The organism is Cellulomonas sp. zg-ZUI22, from assembly GCF_017353535.1.
Lineage (GTDB): Bacteria > Actinomycetota > Actinomycetes > Actinomycetales > Cellulomonadaceae > Cellulomonas > Cellulomonas wangleii.
In genome coordinates this window covers 150,283-164,990 of the sequence record NZ_JAFMUZ010000007.1, presented here as the reverse complement: position 1 = coordinate 164,990, position 14,708 = coordinate 150,283, and the positions used below count along the sequence as shown (strand labels likewise).

The window sequence follows — 14,708 nt, the reverse complement described above, 5'->3', positions numbered from 1 at the left end:
GGCCACGCGCCGGTCCGGCGCCACCGCAGGGGGCGTCGCGCCCGGCGCCCCCTGCGGTGGCGCCCGCCGCGGGCTCGGCTACCGTGACGACGGTCCCCGGGGAGGTCCTCATCCGTCGCGTCGCCGTCGCCGCCGTCACCGCGGTCTCTCTCGCCCTCGGCGTGGGCGTCGGCGTGCAGACGTGGACCTCGGCGGACCGGCGCGCGGCGCAGGCGGAGCGGGAGGCGGCGCTCGGGCGTGTCGACGACGCGCTCGCGGTGGTGCACGCGGACGTGGCCGCCCGGGTCGTCGAGGGGGCGACGTCCGACGCGGTGGGCTCGTCCGCCCTGCTGACCGACGCCCGCTCCGCGCTCGAGGCGGCGCTCGCGCGGGGGCAGCAGACGCTGGAGGCGTCCGCCGAGCGCGTCGGTGACGACGACGCGCCACGCGCCGCGCTGACCGCCCACCTCGAGGCGGGCCGGGCGGCCGCACCCACCGCGTCGCCGCTGGCCGCGCGGCGGCTCGCGGCGGAGCTGGCCGCCGCCGAGCAGGCCGTGCACGTGGCCGTGGCGGCGGAGCAGGCACGCGTGGCGGAGCGGGAGGCGGCCCGGGTCGCGGCCGAGGCCGCCCGGGCGGTGCGGGCGACCAGCCGGCCCGGGACGCCTCCCGCACCGGGCGGGGGCGCCGACCGGTGCGCGACGACCTACGGTGGGCCCGCGTTCTACACGTCGGTGCCCACGGAGGGGGGCGACGGGTCGAACGGCCGGCTGCCGCCCTCCGCGCTCACGGCCGTCTCCTGGACGCGCGACTCCCGCGGCACACCGTTCTACCTGCGCACGGACGCGGCGGCCGCCCTCGAGCGGCTGAACCGGGCGTTCCGCGCCGCGCTCGGGCACGACCTGGCGCTGGACCTCACGTACCGCGACCTCGACACGCAGGTGGCGATGCGCGCGGCGCTCGGCTCGGTCGCGGCGGTGCCCGGCACGTCCTCGCACGGCACCGGCCTGGCCCTGGACGTGCCGGAGCTGCCGTGCGAGTACGGCTGGGACTCCCCGGCGCGCGCCTGGCTCGTGGCCAACGGCCCCGCGTACGGCTGGGTCTCGCCCACGTGGGCCCGGCAGGGCGGCTCGAACCCGGAGTACTGGCACTACGAGTACCGGGGCTGACGGCGTCGGCGCGCCGGCGCGTCAGCGGGGGCGGTCGCGGTCCTTGCTGGGCTGCACGCGCTTGGGCTCGCCCGGCATCTTCGGGTACTCCGGGGGGTAGGGCAGGTCGCCGTGGCCCTCGTCGTGCGCCTGGCGGTCCGCCAGCTCCAGCAGGGAGTCCAGGCGGTACCGGGGCGTGCCCCCGGCCACGAGCGGGGCGAACAGGTCGCCGACGGCCGCGAACCGGGCGGGCATGGTCGACACGTCGAAGTCGTCCGGGTGCGCCTCGCCGACCTCGTCCCACGCCAGCGGCGCCGACACGGTCGCGCGCGGGTTCGAGCGGATCGAGTACGCGGACGCGATCGTGCGGTCCCGGGCCATCTGGTTGTAGTCGACGAAGATCTTGCGGCCGCGCTCCTCCTTCCACCACCGCATCGTCACCTGGTCCGGCAGACGACGCTCCAGCTCCCGGCCGAACGCGATGGTGGCGCGGCGCGCGTCGGTGAACGTCCACTCCGGCTCGATCGGCACGAAGACGTGCAGCCCTCGCCCGCCCGACGTCTTGGGGGTCCCCTCCAGCCCGTGCTCGGCGAGCAGCTCGCGCACGTGCGGGGCCACGCGCGCGGCGTCCGCGAAGTCGGTGCCGGGCTGCGGGTCGAGGTCGATGCGCACCTGGTCCGGCCGGTCGACGTCGTCGCGCACCACGGGCCACGGGTGGAAGGTCAGGGTCCCCAGGTTCGCGGCCCACGCCACGACCGCCAGCTCGGTGGGCGCCACCTCGTCGGCCGTGCGGCCCGACGGGAAGGCGATCCGGGACGTCTCGACGTACTCCGGCGCACCCTGCGGGACACGCTTCTGGTAGAACGCGTCACCGGAGGAGTCCTGCCGGGTCGCCATGCGGGCGCCCTCGAAGACGCCCTTGGGCCAGCGCTCCAGGGTGGTGGGGCGGTCGCGCAGCGCGCCGAGGATCCCGTCGCCCACGGCCAGGAAGTACTGCACCACGTCCAGCTTGGTCAGGCCGCGTTCCGGGAACACGACGCGGTCCGGGCTGCTGACCCGCACCGTGCGCCCCCGGACGTCCAGCTCCACCGCCGAGGTCTGTGCCATGGGTCACACCGTAGAGGCCGGTGCCGCCACGTGCCCCCCGCAGGCACCCCGGTCGCCCGGCCCCGACCGCGACCGGGGTCGCCTCAGGGTCGGTTCCGGGGTCGTCCCGGAGGCGTCGACGCGGACGGCCGTCCAGACTCGTCGTACCGACGACGAGGAGGACCGATGGACGGCATACGTGGGGCGTTCGCACGGGCGGGTCTGGTGCGACCGCAGAACGGACGGTGGCTGGCGGGGGTGTGCGCGGGGGTCGCGGCGCGGACCGGGATCGACGCGTGGATGGTGCGCCTCGCGCTGCTGCTCCTGACGATCCTGCCCGGCAGCGCGGTCGTCGTGTACGCGGTGCTGTGGTTCTGCATGCCGCCGCAGGGATGGGTGCCGCCTACCCGGACGCACTGACCGCATGGTGCTGGTCACCCGTCCGGGTCGTGGTCCCAGGCGGCAGGACGCCGCCGCGTCAGGCACCCTGGTGCCCGTGGGAGAAGTCCGTGACCTTCGCAGCCGCCGCGGTACGCCCCCGCCCGTGCTCGACGACGAGCTGGTCCTGACCGCCGAGCGCAGTGCCCCCCGGCACGCACGCCACTGGGTCATGCGGGCCGTCGCCGGAGCCGGTGTCGGGGGTGCGTCCAACCAGGTCATCGAGCTGCTCGCGGGTGAGCTCGTGTCCAACGCCGTGATCCACGGACCGGCCGACGAGCCGGTCCGCGTGGCCGTGCGGGTCGACGGGGGTGTCGTGCGCGTCGCCGTCACCGACCGCGGGGGCGGCGTGCCGCGGGTCCGGCACCCCGAGCCCACCGAGCCGAACGGGCGTGGCATGGCCCTGGTCGACGCGCTGTCCACCGCCTGGGGCTCGGCCCGGCTGGCCGACGGCGGCACGACCGTGTGGTTCGAGGTCGACACCGACGACTGACGCCCGCGTCCGCGCGGCGGCGGTGTGCGCGGGGCCACGAGTGCATGGTGCGCTGCGGTCGACGTCCGTTGTGCGCGTCTGCTGGTCTGGCGATACGTTCGTCCAGGATGTGGCGTGCTCGCGCCTGCGGGGTGCCGTTGACGGTGGGTCGCGTGCCGGGCAGGACGTAGGGAGCAGACATGACGGGCAAGAACGGCAACGTGGCCACGGAGCCGGGCACCGCGACGGGCGCGGTCCCGACGACCACCGGGTCGGTCGCGGCGGTGGACGGCGACGACGCGCCCCTGCGCCTGCCGCAGATCACGGCCGAGGTCCGCGAGGACGGCACGGGCGAGATCTCCGTCGACGGCGTCCGGGAGACCATCGCGATGGCCGACCTCGCGCAGGCGGGCGCCGCCGTGACGGGGCGCATCGCCGCGCTCGCGGCCGACGCGGGCCGTGCGCTGCCCGTCGAGGTCCGGGACCCCGACGGGCTGTGGGCCCTGCTGATCCACCCCGACGGACGCGTCGACGAGGCGGACGAGCGCGACCTGGCGCTCAGCGCCCCGGTGCCCGTCGTCGAGCCGGCCGCCTGGTCCACGCCGGACCCGCTGTCGGCGCCGACGCCCGTGGTGCCCAGCGGCGCGACCCCCGTGGTCGCGGCCGACGCGGCACAGGGCGGGCCTGTCGCCACCTCCGGGGCCGTGCCCGCGGTGCCCTCCGGCGCGCCGACGTCCGGGACGCGAGCCGAGCGGCGCGCGGCCGACCCGGCGACCCTGCCCACGCTCGACGACCTGCTCGCCGCCCGGCACCCCGGCCACGAGGGCCCGGCCGAGCAGGGCTGGCAGCGCACGGTCCGTCGCCTCACGTTCGGGGCGGTCAAGCCGCGACCCGGCGCGGCCGAGCGTGCGCGTCGCTCCCAGGTCGAGGCGATCCGCCGCACGTTCGACGGTCCGCGCACGGTCGTCGTCGTCAACCCCAAGGGCGGCGCGCACAAGACCACCGCCACGATGCTGCTGGCATCGACGTTCGGGCTCGCCCGCGGCGGGTACACCCTGGCCTGGGACAACAACGAGACGCGGGGCACGCTGGGCTGGCGCTCGTCGCACGGGGACCACACGCGCACCGCGGTGGACCTGCTGCACTCCCTGCCAGACCTCACGCAGCGCGGCACCCTGCGCATCGGCGACCTCGACCAGTTCGTGCGCACGCAGCAGGACGAGCAGTTCGACGTCCTGGCCTCCGACGAGAACGCGGCGTCGATCGAGAGCGTCGACGCGGCGTCGTACCGGGCGCTGCACGACGTGCTGACGCAGTTCTACCGGGTGCTCGTCGTGGACACCGGCAACAACATGCGCGCCTCGAACTGGCAGGCGGCGGTGCGCTCGGCCGACCAGCTGGTCGTGGTGTCGACGCTGCGCGAGGACACCGCGCAGTCCGCCGCGTGGGCGCTGGACGCGCTGCGGGCGACGGGCCAGGAGGAGCTGGTGCGGCAGGCGGTGACGATCCTGTCGTTCCCCGAGCCCAAGGTCGACAAGGACCTGCGCCAGCGGCTGCGCTCGCACTTCGGTGCGCTGACCCGGGCGGTCCTCGAGGTCCCGCACGACAAGGCGCTCGTGTCCGGGGGACCGATCGACCACGCCTCGCTGCGCCCCGCGACGCGGGACGCCTGGCTCCGCGCGACCGCCGTGGTGGCCGACGGCCTGTGACGTCGACGGGCCGCCGGCGTGACCCGCCGGCGGCCCCGACCTGCCGGGCAGGCGGACCGCACCGGCGGTGACGTCGCGCCGGGCCGGGCCGGATCGCGCGGCTCGCGCCGGATCGACCGGGTCGTGCAAGATCGGGACCGGTCGCGACACCGGGAGGGTGAGGGTGGTGCCCGCACCGTCCCGACCGACGTCCGACGCACGCCCGACCCGGGAGCCGCAGTGCCCGCGCACCCTGAGCACGACACCGACCCCCGCACCGTCCCGAGCCCCGTCGACGCCGCGGACGGCGACACGGCGGACGTCGACACGGCGGGCGCCGGCGCGCACGACCGCGACGCCGTCACCGGGGGCGGTGGGCGCGACGCGGCGTGGTTCGAGGACCTGGTGCGGTCGCACGCCACCGCCGTGCACCGGTACGTCCTGCGGCGGGTCGCCGCGTCGGACGTCGAGGACCTGACCGCCGACGTGCTGACGACCGCCTGGCGCCGCCGCGACGACGTGCCGGAGGGCGCCGAGCTGCCGTGGCTCTACCGCACCGCGGGCTACGTCGTGGCCAACCACCGGCGCAAGAGCCGACCCGTGCCCGTCGCGGACGTCCCGGAGGAGACGGACGCCGACGACCCCGCGCTGCGCGCCGTGCGCGACGACACCGTGCGGACCGTGCTCGCGGGCCTGTCGGCGCGCGACCGCGAGGTGCTGCTGCTGCACGCCTGGGAGGGCCTGGCGGGGGAGGCGCTCGCCGCCGCGCTCGGCATCGGCCGGGGCGGGGCCGACGCGGCCCTCTCCCGCGCCCGGGCGCGGCTGCGGACCGCGTTCGCCGCGGCCGGCGTCGACGGCTGACCGACGCCTCGACCCGGCCCGCGCAGCGGACCGCGACGTCCCACCGCTGCAAGACCCGCCGCCCCCGGCACACAGACGGAGCAGGAACGGACCACGGGCCGAGCCCGCCCCAGGAGGACCACATGGACGACATGCGCGACCCCGGCGTCCCCGACGACGCCGCCCCTGACGCCCGGGGCAGCGGAGGGACCGCCGACACTCCCGGCACTGCCGAGGCCCCCGGCCCTGCCGAGACCTCCGGCCCCGCCGACCTCTCGGACGGCGCCGACGACGCCGTGGCCCGCGTGCGCGCCGCCGACCCGGCGGCCGGTGCGACACCGGACGCCGCACGTCTGCAGGCGCGCCTCGCCGCGAGCACCGGTGTACCGCTGGGGCCCGGGGGTGCCGCACCCGTGACCGACGAGCTCGCCGCGGCCCGTGCCCGGCGCCGCCCTGCCCGGTGGCTGCAGGCGGCCGCCGTCGCCGCGGGCGTCGCGGTCGTCGGCGCCGGCGGGTACGCGATCGGTGCCGCGGGTGCGGACGAGCCGGGCGCGCCGGCGATCGCGCTGCAGGGAGGCGGCGCGGGTGCCACCGAGATGGCAGCGGACGCGCGCATGGCCGGCGGGTGGTTCGGCGGGCGCACGGTGTTCACGGGCAGCGACCTGGACGGCGCAGGCGGGTCCGCGCAGGCGTGGGCGCTCGACGCGTCGCAGGCCGCCACGGCGCAGACGGCGGCGCAGGTGGCCGAGGTGCTCGGCGTGCCCGGTGAGCCGCGCCAGGAGTGGGGGCAGTGGGTCGTCGGTGCGTCCGACGGCACGTCCGCGACGGTCCAGGTGGGCATCGACGGGTACGCGAGCACCTGGTTCTACGACCCGGCCCACGACCCCGCCGCCTGCACGGTGGACCCGTCGAGCGCGCCCGACGACGGTGCGTCCGCCGAGCCCGCGGCACCGGGGTCCGTCGGGGGATCGGTGGGCGCTGCGGCGGGCGGTGCGCCGGACGTCTCGATCCAGCCCGCGCCGGACGAGCAGCCCGCCGTCGTCGACCCCGGTGTCTGCGACCCCGCCGGCACCCCGACCGGCGACGCCGCGATCGAGCGGGCCCGCGACCTCATGGCCGAGCTCGGTGTGGGTCCCGACGGCTACGAGGTCGCGGTGACCGACGAGACCGGGGTGCCCGGGCTGGTGAGCGTGACCGGCACGCAGGTCGTCGACGGCAACCAGACCGGGATGGCGTGGTCGGTGCAGCTGGCCGGGGACGGCGTGCAGTCGCTCTACGGCACGCTCGCGCCCCTCGTGCCGCTCGGCACGTACGACGTGATCGGCGCCGACGAGGCCGTCGAGCGGCTGAACGACCCCCGGTTCGGCGGGTCGCCGGGCGGCGTCGTGCCGCTCGCCGCTCGTGCCGAGGGCGGCGTCGCGACGCTCGACGAGCCCGCGACGATCCTGCCGGAGCCCGTCGAGCCGACCGTGCCCCCGGTGCCCGCGCCCGGCGACCCCGTGGCGTGGCCCGTGCAGCAGGTGACCCTGACCGGTGCGCGGCTGGGTGTCACGGTGCTCACCGCACCGGACGGTGCGGTGCTCGTGGTCCCGGCGTGGGAGCTCACCGACGCCGACGGCGGGACGTGGAGCGTCGTCGCGGTGGTGGAGGACCAGCTGGACCTGAGCCCCGCCTGACGGGGCCGGGGCGAGCCGCGTGTCAGGCGGGCCCGCGCACCGGTGGCGTCGCGCCGTGGTGGAGGGCCACGGCACGGCGCCACCGGCGTCCCCGCCCGGCGAGGCGGCGGATCGGTAGCGTTCCCCCATGACCGCCACCGCCGGACCCGCCGGGCGTCTGCTGCTCCTGGACTCCGCCTCGCTGTACTTCCGCGCCTTCTTCGGCGTCCCCGACTCCGTGCGGGCCCCCGACGGCACACCCGTCAACGCCGTGCGCGGGCTCCTCGAGATGATCGCCCGGCTGGTGGCGGACCGTCACCCGACCCGTCTGGTCGCCTGCTGGGACGACGACTGGCGTCCGGCGTTCCGCGTCGAGGCCGTGCCGTCGTACAAGGCGCACCGGGTGGCGCGCGAGGTCCCGGGGACCACCGGCGTCGAGGAGGTCCCCGACGCGCTCACCGCGCAGGTGCCCGTCATCGTCGACGTGCTCGCGGCGCTGGGCATCCCGCGCCTGGGGGCGCCCGGGTACGAGGCGGACGACGTGATCGGCACCCTCGTCGCCCGCGAGGCGGCACGGCCCGCCGGCGAGCGTGGCGCGGTCGACGTCGTGACGGGCGACCGGGACCTCTTCCAGCTGGTCGACGACGACGTCCCGGTGCGCGTGCTGTACCCGGTGAAGGGCGTCAAGGACCTGCTGGTGGTCGACCAGCAGGTGCTGCAGGAGCGGTACGGGGTGGCCACCGGTCGCGCGTACGCGGACATGGCCGTGCTGCGCGGTGACCCGAGCGACGGGCTGCCCGGCGTGCCCGGGATCGGGGAGAAGACCGCGGCGGCGCTGCTGCGCCGCTACGGGACCCTGGAGGGCGTGCTCGCGGCGCGCGACGCGGGGGACCGGGGCCTGACGGCGACGCAGCGCACCCGGCTCACCGACGCGGCCGACTACCTCGCGGTGGCGCCGCGCGTGGTGACCGTCGCACCCGACGCACCCGTCGACGACGTGGACGACCACCTGCCGACGGTGCCCGCCGACCCGGACGCGCTCGTCGCGCTCGCGGAGCGCTGGGGCCTCGCGTCCAGCGTGCGCCGGCTGGTGGACGTGCTGACCGCGGAGGGCGGCCGCGGGGACGGCTGACGCGCGGCGGTCAGCCCGCCGGGGGCGCGTCCAGCACCCACACGTTCGCGCCCGCGGCGCGCCACCCCTCGGACGCGTCCGGGGCGGGCGCGGTGTCGGTGCCCAGCCGGACGCGCGACGCGTCGGGACCCGTGAGCGTGGCCGTGGCCGTGGCGGACGGTGCGACGCAGACCACGCGGGCGGCGTCCCCGTCCGGCACCGCCACCAGGCACAGGCTGCCGTCCCACCGCGTCGCCGCGTAGTGCTGACCGGCGGCGGTGCGGACGGCGAAGCGCGAGCTCGCCGGGTCGACGCCCGTCTGCTCGACGACCTCGGAGGGGAGCACGTCGGTGGGCTCGGCCGGCCGGTCCAGCAGCTCGACGGAGAGCTGCTCCGGGGCGGGTGCGTCGGCCGACCGCGCCAGCAGCAGCCACGTCACGCCCGCGACGACGAGGGCGGCCGCAACCGCCAGCACGGCCACCACACGTGCGCGCTGCGGTCGCTCGGGAGCGTCCTGCTCCTCGTCGACCAGCTCGAAGATGCCGGTGTCGTCGAACGTCGTCACCCCCCCAGTATCGTCATCCCGGGCGTCCGGCATGACATCGGACGTCTGCGGCGCGTCGCGGCCGTGCACAGCAGCGGGCCCCGGCCGCCTCTCCCGGGGGGTGGTGAGGCGGTGCGGGGCCCGCAGATCAGGGGTCAGGCGTCGTGCGGTGCGCCCTCCGGGCGGACGCCCCGCAGCACCGTCGCCAGGTGCGCCACGAACCAGCCGGGTCCGGCGCTCGGCCAGTCCCGCGCGACGGACGCGATCGGGTAGACGAGCACCTCGGGGTCCTCCCGGGCCAGCACGATCTCGGTGCCGAACCGGTCGCTGCACGTCGCCCAGCCCAGGTCCGGCGCCTGGGCGCACACGAGGTCGCCGAGCGCGACGCCGAACGCGTCCGCGAGCGGCAGCGGGTCGGGGCGGTCGTCGGCCTGCGTCCACTGCTCGTGCACGCGGTCGAACAACGCGCCGACCTCGTCGGCGTCGAACGGGTCGCGGCACAGCTCCGCGATCAGCGCCCGCTGCTGGCCGAGGAACAGCCGCTCGGCCGGGTTCAGCTCGTCGATCCGGTGCCGCGTGTCCGACAGCGCCGCCGCCACGGGCCCGACCGGGGAGGTCGGGGCCGCCGGGACGGGGTGGGGGGTCGGCACGGTCGCGGCCGCGTCGGGCGTCGGGTCGCCCTCGGCGACGGGCGGATCGACGTCCACAGGCTCGTCGCCGACGGTGCCGTCGTCCGTGGTCCCCGTGGGGTCGTCGTCGCTGTGCTCGGTCCCCGCGGGCTCGGTGCCGGTGGGCCCGGTGTCGTCGCCGACGGGCTCGTCGTCCGCAGGCTGGGTGTCGTCGTCGGGCTCGTCGTCCGCCGGCTCGTCGTCCGCCGGCTCGTCGTCGGCAGGCTCGGCGTCGTCGTCGGGCTCGTCGTCCGCGGGCCCGTCGTCGTCAGCCTCGTCGTCGGCAGGCTCGGCGCGGTCGTCGGGCTCGTCGTCGGCAGGCTCGGCGTCGTCGGTGCTCCCGGCATCTGCCACGGCCGCGGGCTCGTCACGGGGCGCATCGCCCTCGGAGTCTGTCGCGGGGCTGTCCGGTGCGGCCGGTGCCGCGTCCTCGTCGGGGGCGGGTGCGTCCGGCTCGTCGTCGACGGCGGGTGCGTCCTCGGGTGCCGGGTCCTGCGGCGGCACGTCCCCGGCGGTGTCCGGGGTGTCCTCGGGTGCCACGGTGTCCTCGGTGTCCTCGGTGTCCTCGGTGTCCTCGGTGTCCTCGGCGTCCTCGGCGTCCTCGGGGGCCACGGCCGCGTCGACCTGGTCGGGCGACGCCGGACGCGGCCCCTCCGCGTCGTCCGCCGTGTCGTCCGGCTCGACCTCGTCGGGCACCTCGGCGAGGTGCTCGACCACGCGCAGCAGCGCACCGGTGTCCGGCGTCCCGCCCTCCGTCACGGCGGCCGGTCCCTCGGGCGGGGACGCGTCGGTCGGGCCGTGGGGGGCGGGCAGCACGGATCCGCTCCCTTGCGGTGCCTGTCGGTCCAGTCCCATGTGCACGCATCGGCCGGGCGGCGCCCCGGCTTGAACACGCGCGAGCGGGTGTCGCCCGGTCGGACCCCGGGCGGCACCCGCTCGATGCGCGGTGAGGACGTGTCAGCCCACGCGCACCACCTGCGCGGCAGCACCCGGCAGGTACCCGCCGCCGCCGCCGTACAGCACCGTGAGCACGCCGGTGGAGCGGACGGGCGGCAGCGTGACGCTCGCCGCGCCGTCCGTGAGCCGGTAGGTGCCGAGCGAGCGCAGCCCGAGCAGCACCGTGACGTGGCCGGTGGCCGCCGGTGCGCCCTCGCCGCCGCCCACGCGCACGGTCACCGTGGGGGTGCTCCCGCGCGGGACGGTCCAGCTGTCCGCCTCGAGCGTCACCCTCGCCGGTGCCGGTGCCACGCGCAGCTGCGCGCCGCCCTGCGAGGCCGCGACGTCGGTGCTCCCGGCGAACTCCGCGACGAGCCGGTGGCTGCCGGTCGCCAGGTCGCGCGGCAGCTCGACCGTCGCGGTGCCGGTCAGCTCGTCGACCGTGAGGTCGGCGGTGGCCAGGACCTTGCCGCGCTCGCTGATCGTCACCGCACCGGACGGTGCCCAGCTCCCGCCGGTCACCGTGACCGTGGCCGTGGCCGGCTGCCCGTAGCGCACGTTCGCGGGCGAGACGCTCAGCGTCGTGGTGGACGTCGAGCGTGCCAGCGCCACCTCCACGACCGGCGACGACGACGGCGCGTACCGCGGGTCGTCCGGCGTGAACTGCGCGCGGAACCGGTACGTGCCGGCCCCGAGCGACCACGTGCTCCACACGCCGCCGCCGTCCACGACCTCGGTCGTGCCGATCTCCGTGTCGCCGTCGTACAGCGTGAACGTGCCCGTGGCGTCCCGCGGGGCGACCGTCATCTGCAGCAGGTTGCCCTGGCCGGCGGTGCGCTCCGAGTCCACCTCGAGGGTCGTCGTCGTCGCGACGGCCTCCGGCGCGGTCACGTCCACCACCTGCGCGCGGTCGCCCGCGCCGTTGAGGTGGTGCAGCACCAGCACGTCGGCGTCGGCCGCCCCCGGACCGCCGTGGACGGTGATCGAGCGGCCGTCCGCCGCCGGGGCGACGAACAGGTCGTCGGTGGCCGGCTCGAACCACAGCGGCGGGTCGTACGGGTCGACGGTGAACGGGCCGACCGAGTCGACGACGCCGTCGCCCGACACGGCGTACGGGCTGCGCATCTGCGCCCACACCCCGACCTCGGTGCCGGCCTCGACCCCGAGCGCCGCGAGCGGCACCGGCACCACGACGGTGCTGTTGTCGAACGCGCCCATCTCGAGCCCGCCGCCGAACGGGTACAGCAGCTCGGGTCCGGCCAGCAGGTCGCCGGTCTCCCAGTCGTACGTCTCGACGACGGTGTAGTCGGTGTCGGTCATCTTGCTGGCGATCGCCGCCACGTCGGGCTCGGCGTCGCCGTCCGTGTCGACGAGCACCCACGGCTGCAGGGCGTGGCCCAGGACCGCCCAGTCGCCGTCCGTCGCGATGCCCACGCCGAGGTACCCCTCGAGCGTCGGGTCGCCGCCGTCGGCCACCACCGCGGGTGCGGTGGACGCCCAGCCGACGTGCCGGACGTCACCGGCCGCGATCGTCGAGCGCGACGTCTCGACGCTCGCGGGCAGCGCCTCGAGCCGCGGGGAGTCCGCGGCGTGCACCAGCGGCGAGGCGAGGCCCCTCCAGCCCTCGGCCTCGACGTCACGACCGCTGAACACCAGCTCCGCGGTCTGCGCCGCGGCGTCGGGGAACGTCACGGCGGCGGCCTCGAGGTCGGTGGTGGGACGGGGCGTGCCCTGCACCGGCAGGCGCCACTGCGTGTCCCCGGACGTCAGGACCAGCCGGCCCGACACCTGCGAGACGTACTCGCGCGGCAGGCGGGGGATCTGCTCGACCTGCTGCGTGGGGTCGATCTGCCGCGCGACGGTCGCCGGGTCGGCCGTGAACGTGAGCGTCACGACGCCGGTTCCGCCGGCGGGCACCCGCAGGCTGGCGGGTGAGGCCGTGATCGTGGCGGCGCCCGCCGTGGTGCTCGAGGTGACCTGCGTGCTGTAGGTGCGGGCGGTCGACCCGAGGTTCTGCACGGTGACCGCCTTGCGGATCGTCACCGGCTCGTCCGCCAGCGGGACGACGCCGAAGCTCACCGACGTCTGCTGGGGCTGCTGCGCGTTGTACAGGAGCGTGCTGCTCGTCACCGCGGCGAGCGCGTCGACCCGGCCGGAGCCGACGCGGGCCGGGCCGTAGAACAGGTCGCCGCCGGCCTCGGTGGCCAGGTCGTGCGTCGCGGTGTTGACGATCGCGGCCTTGATCTGGGTCGCGGACCACCCGGGGTGCGCCTCGCGGACGAGCGCGGCGATGCCGGCGACGTGCGGGGCGGCCATCGAGGTGCCGCTCTTCGACGACCCGCCGTTGCCGGACCCGACGGCCGCGGACGCGATCTGCTGACCGGGCGCGGCCACGTCGGGCTTGCCCCAGCCCAGCGAGCCGTGCACACCGCGCGACGACGAGGTGCTGAGCGTGTCGGCGCCGACGTCCTGCCGCGTGCTGAGCGCGAGCGACGGACCGATGTGGGCGACGAGCGTGCCGGCCTCGATCTCGGGCAGCAGCGCGTCGGTGGCCGCCGCGGTGAGCTGGAGCCCCGGGATCGCGTCGTTGCCGGAGATGCCCGCGGAGAACAGGGTCAGCTCGGTGGGCAGGAGCACCCCGACCGCGCCGGCGGCCGTCGTGTTGTCGAACCGCGCGACCGACCCGCACCGGCGGGCCGCGTCGTCGTCGTCCCACCACAGGTAGGCGATCTTGCCGGCGACGGCCGCGGACTGCTCGGGCGTGAAGGGGTCGCAGCCGTCGAACCGCTCGCCGAGGAAGGCGACCGGTGCGGTGACGTCCTCACCGGAGTACGCGACCGAGTTCTGCCCGGCGTGGCGGCCCTCGAGGGCGGGGTCGGACGCCTCGACGACCTCGAGGGAGTCGAACGCGAGGTCCTTGCCGACGGACCAGGCGACCGTCAGCCCGGCGAACCCGTTGCCGGGCGAGCCGCCGACGTCCTCGATGTCACCCTCGTTGCCGGCGGAGAGCACCACCGTGGTGCCGAGCGCCGTGAGCTCGGCGACCTGCGCCGACTCGGGGTCGTCCGCGGGGGAGCCGGACGCACCCAGCGACAGGTTGAGCACGTCGAGGCGGTCGTCGAACGAGCCGTCGCCGTCCGGGTCGGCCGCCCAGTCGAGCGCGAGCGCCGACAGGCTGGTCGAGCCGGCGACGTCGCCGAACACCTTGAGCGCGTAGAGCCCGGCCCCGGGCGCGGTGCCCGGGCCGACGGGCCAGTCGAGCACGGTGTCGAGCTCCGCGTAGTCGCCCTCGAACGTCCCGCCGTCGGGCGTGACGCCGTACCCGGCGGCGGTGCCGGCCACGTGCGTGCCGTGCCCGTTGACGTCGATCGGGTTCTCGTCGGGCACGGGCACGAGCTGCGCGCCCTCACCGCCGGCGTCGTAGTCGGTCCCGGCGAAGTCGTAGCCGCCGAGGTACTTGTCCGGGTCGTACGACCCCTGCGGCACCGGCCCGCTGCCGTTCTCGCCGTACGCGGCCTCGTAGGCCTCGACGGTGCCCGGTCCGCCGAAGGTGGCGTGGGTGTAGTCGATCCCGGTGTCGATGACGCCGATCGTGACGTCGGTGCCGAGGACCCCGGTGTCCTGCCACGTGGCCAGGGTCCGGGTGAACTCGACCTGGGCGGCGTTGTCGGGCGTGCGCTCGGCGACCAGGCGCACGGCGCGCACGCCGGGCTCGTCGGCCAGGGCGCGGAGCTGGGCCGCGTCGCCGAGCACGAGGGCCCCGGACACGAGGTTGGTGACGGTGGCGAGGCGCTGCGGCTGGGCGGCCGCGGTGCGGGCGGAGGTCCCGGCCTCGGCGGGGACGACGTCCTCGGCGGCGGCCTGCGTGGCGGTCGCGGCGTCGCGGACGTCGGCCGGGCTCCCGCCGTCGGCGGCGACCTCGACGCCCGAGGGCGTGTCGAGCTCGACGAACGCGGTGACGGTGCCGTCGGCCGCGGCGAGCGCGTCGCCGACGCCCTCGGTCCGCTGGACCGGGACCTCGCGGCCGACCAGCAGGCCCGTGAGGTCGTCCGGCGGGGGCGCTGCGGTCGCAGCGGGTGTGCCGAGCAGCGCGGTGGTGAGGACGACGGAGGCGGCGGTCAGGCCGGCGAGCAGGCGACGTGGCAT

General features: G+C 76.8%; 11 protein-coding genes. 7 read left to right on the top strand and 4 right to left on the bottom strand.

Annotated elements, in window-relative coordinates; genetic code table 11:
- Positions 1-83 precede the first annotated feature (83 nt).
- Positions 84-1,145, top strand: a complete 1,062-nt coding sequence (locus tag J1G43_RS19700) for a M15 family metallopeptidase (RefSeq protein ID WP_307859626.1) — start codon at positions 84-86, stop codon at positions 1,143-1,145.
- Positions 1,146-1,166: 21 nt separating this feature from the next.
- Here J1G43_RS19700 and ligD read toward each other — a convergent pair whose 3' ends face one another.
- Positions 1,167-2,231: a non-homologous end-joining DNA ligase gene (gene ligD, locus J1G43_RS15540; RefSeq protein ID WP_207378786.1), complete on the bottom strand. Its 1,065-nt coding sequence runs from the start codon at positions 2,229-2,231 to the stop codon at positions 1,167-1,169.
- Between the two features lie 165 nt (positions 2,232-2,396).
- On the opposite strand from ligD, the gene J1G43_RS15535 reads away from it, so the two are divergent.
- From J1G43_RS15535 to J1G43_RS15510, 6 genes are all read left to right on the top strand, one after another.
- On the top strand, positions 2,397-2,630 hold the full coding sequence (locus tag J1G43_RS15535; protein WP_207378785.1) for a PspC domain-containing protein: 234 nt from the start codon (positions 2,397-2,399) through the stop codon (positions 2,628-2,630).
- A 124-nt stretch (positions 2,631-2,754) separates the two neighbouring features.
- Positions 2,755-3,141: an ATP-binding protein gene (locus J1G43_RS15530; RefSeq protein ID WP_249670748.1), complete on the top strand. Its 387-nt coding sequence runs from the start codon at positions 2,755-2,757 to the stop codon at positions 3,139-3,141.
- A 179-nt stretch (positions 3,142-3,320) separates the two neighbouring features.
- A complete protein-coding gene (locus J1G43_RS15525; protein WP_207340416.1) occupies positions 3,321-4,829 on the top strand; it encodes a chromosome partitioning protein in 1,509 nt (502 codons plus the stop codon).
- A 219-nt stretch (positions 4,830-5,048) separates the two neighbouring features.
- Positions 5,049-5,669 carry an RNA polymerase sigma factor gene (locus tag J1G43_RS15520; RefSeq protein ID WP_207340417.1) on the top strand — a complete coding sequence of 207 codons (621 nt, stop codon included), beginning with the start codon at positions 5,049-5,051 and terminating at the stop codon, positions 5,667-5,669.
- Positions 5,670-5,791: 122 nt separating this feature from the next.
- Positions 5,792-7,324: a hypothetical protein gene (locus J1G43_RS15515; protein WP_207370947.1), complete on the top strand. Its 1,533-nt coding sequence runs from the start codon at positions 5,792-5,794 to the stop codon at positions 7,322-7,324.
- Positions 7,325-7,451: 127 nt separating this feature from the next.
- On the top strand, positions 7,452-8,435 hold the full coding sequence (locus J1G43_RS15510) for a 5'-3' exonuclease (RefSeq protein WP_207378784.1): 984 nt from the start codon (positions 7,452-7,454) through the stop codon (positions 8,433-8,435).
- A gap of 10 nt (positions 8,436-8,445) precedes the next feature.
- Here the strand turns inward: J1G43_RS15510 and J1G43_RS15505 are convergent, their stop codons facing one another.
- The 3 genes from J1G43_RS15505 to J1G43_RS15495 all read right to left on the bottom strand — a co-directional run bounded on the left by J1G43_RS15505 (position 8,446) and on the right by J1G43_RS15495 (position 14,708).
- Complete coding sequence (locus J1G43_RS15505) at positions 8,446-8,979, bottom strand: hypothetical protein (RefSeq protein WP_207340420.1); 534 nt, start codon at positions 8,977-8,979, stop codon at positions 8,446-8,448.
- 134 nt (positions 8,980-9,113) lie between these two features.
- Complete coding sequence (locus tag J1G43_RS15500) at positions 9,114-10,442, bottom strand: DUF3806 domain-containing protein (protein ID WP_207378783.1); 1,329 nt, start codon at positions 10,440-10,442, stop codon at positions 9,114-9,116.
- A gap of 141 nt (positions 10,443-10,583) precedes the next feature.
- On the bottom strand, positions 10,584-14,708 hold the full coding sequence (locus J1G43_RS15495) for a S8 family serine peptidase (protein WP_207378782.1): 4,125 nt from the start codon (positions 14,706-14,708) through the stop codon (positions 10,584-10,586).

Excerpts from the sequence above, each read along its gene's own strand:
- ligD (WP_207378786.1), bottom strand. The coding sequence starts at position 2,231 with ATGGCACAGACCTCGGCGGTGGAGCTGGACGTCCGGGGGCGCACGGTG.
- J1G43_RS15535 (WP_207378785.1), top strand. The coding sequence starts at position 2,397 with ATGGACGGCATACGTGGGGCGTTCGCACGGGCGGGTCTGGTGCGACCG.
- J1G43_RS15525 (WP_207340416.1), top strand. The coding sequence starts at position 3,321 with ATGACGGGCAAGAACGGCAACGTGGCCACGGAGCCGGGCACCGCGACG.
- J1G43_RS15515 (WP_207370947.1), top strand. The coding sequence starts at position 5,792 with ATGGACGACATGCGCGACCCCGGCGTCCCCGACGACGCCGCCCCTGAC.
- J1G43_RS15510 (WP_207378784.1), top strand. The coding sequence starts at position 7,452 with ATGACCGCCACCGCCGGACCCGCCGGGCGTCTGCTGCTCCTGGACTCC.
- J1G43_RS15495 (WP_207378782.1), bottom strand. The coding sequence starts at position 14,708 with ATGCCACGTCGCCTGCTCGCCGGCCTGACCGCCGCCTCCGTCGTCCTC.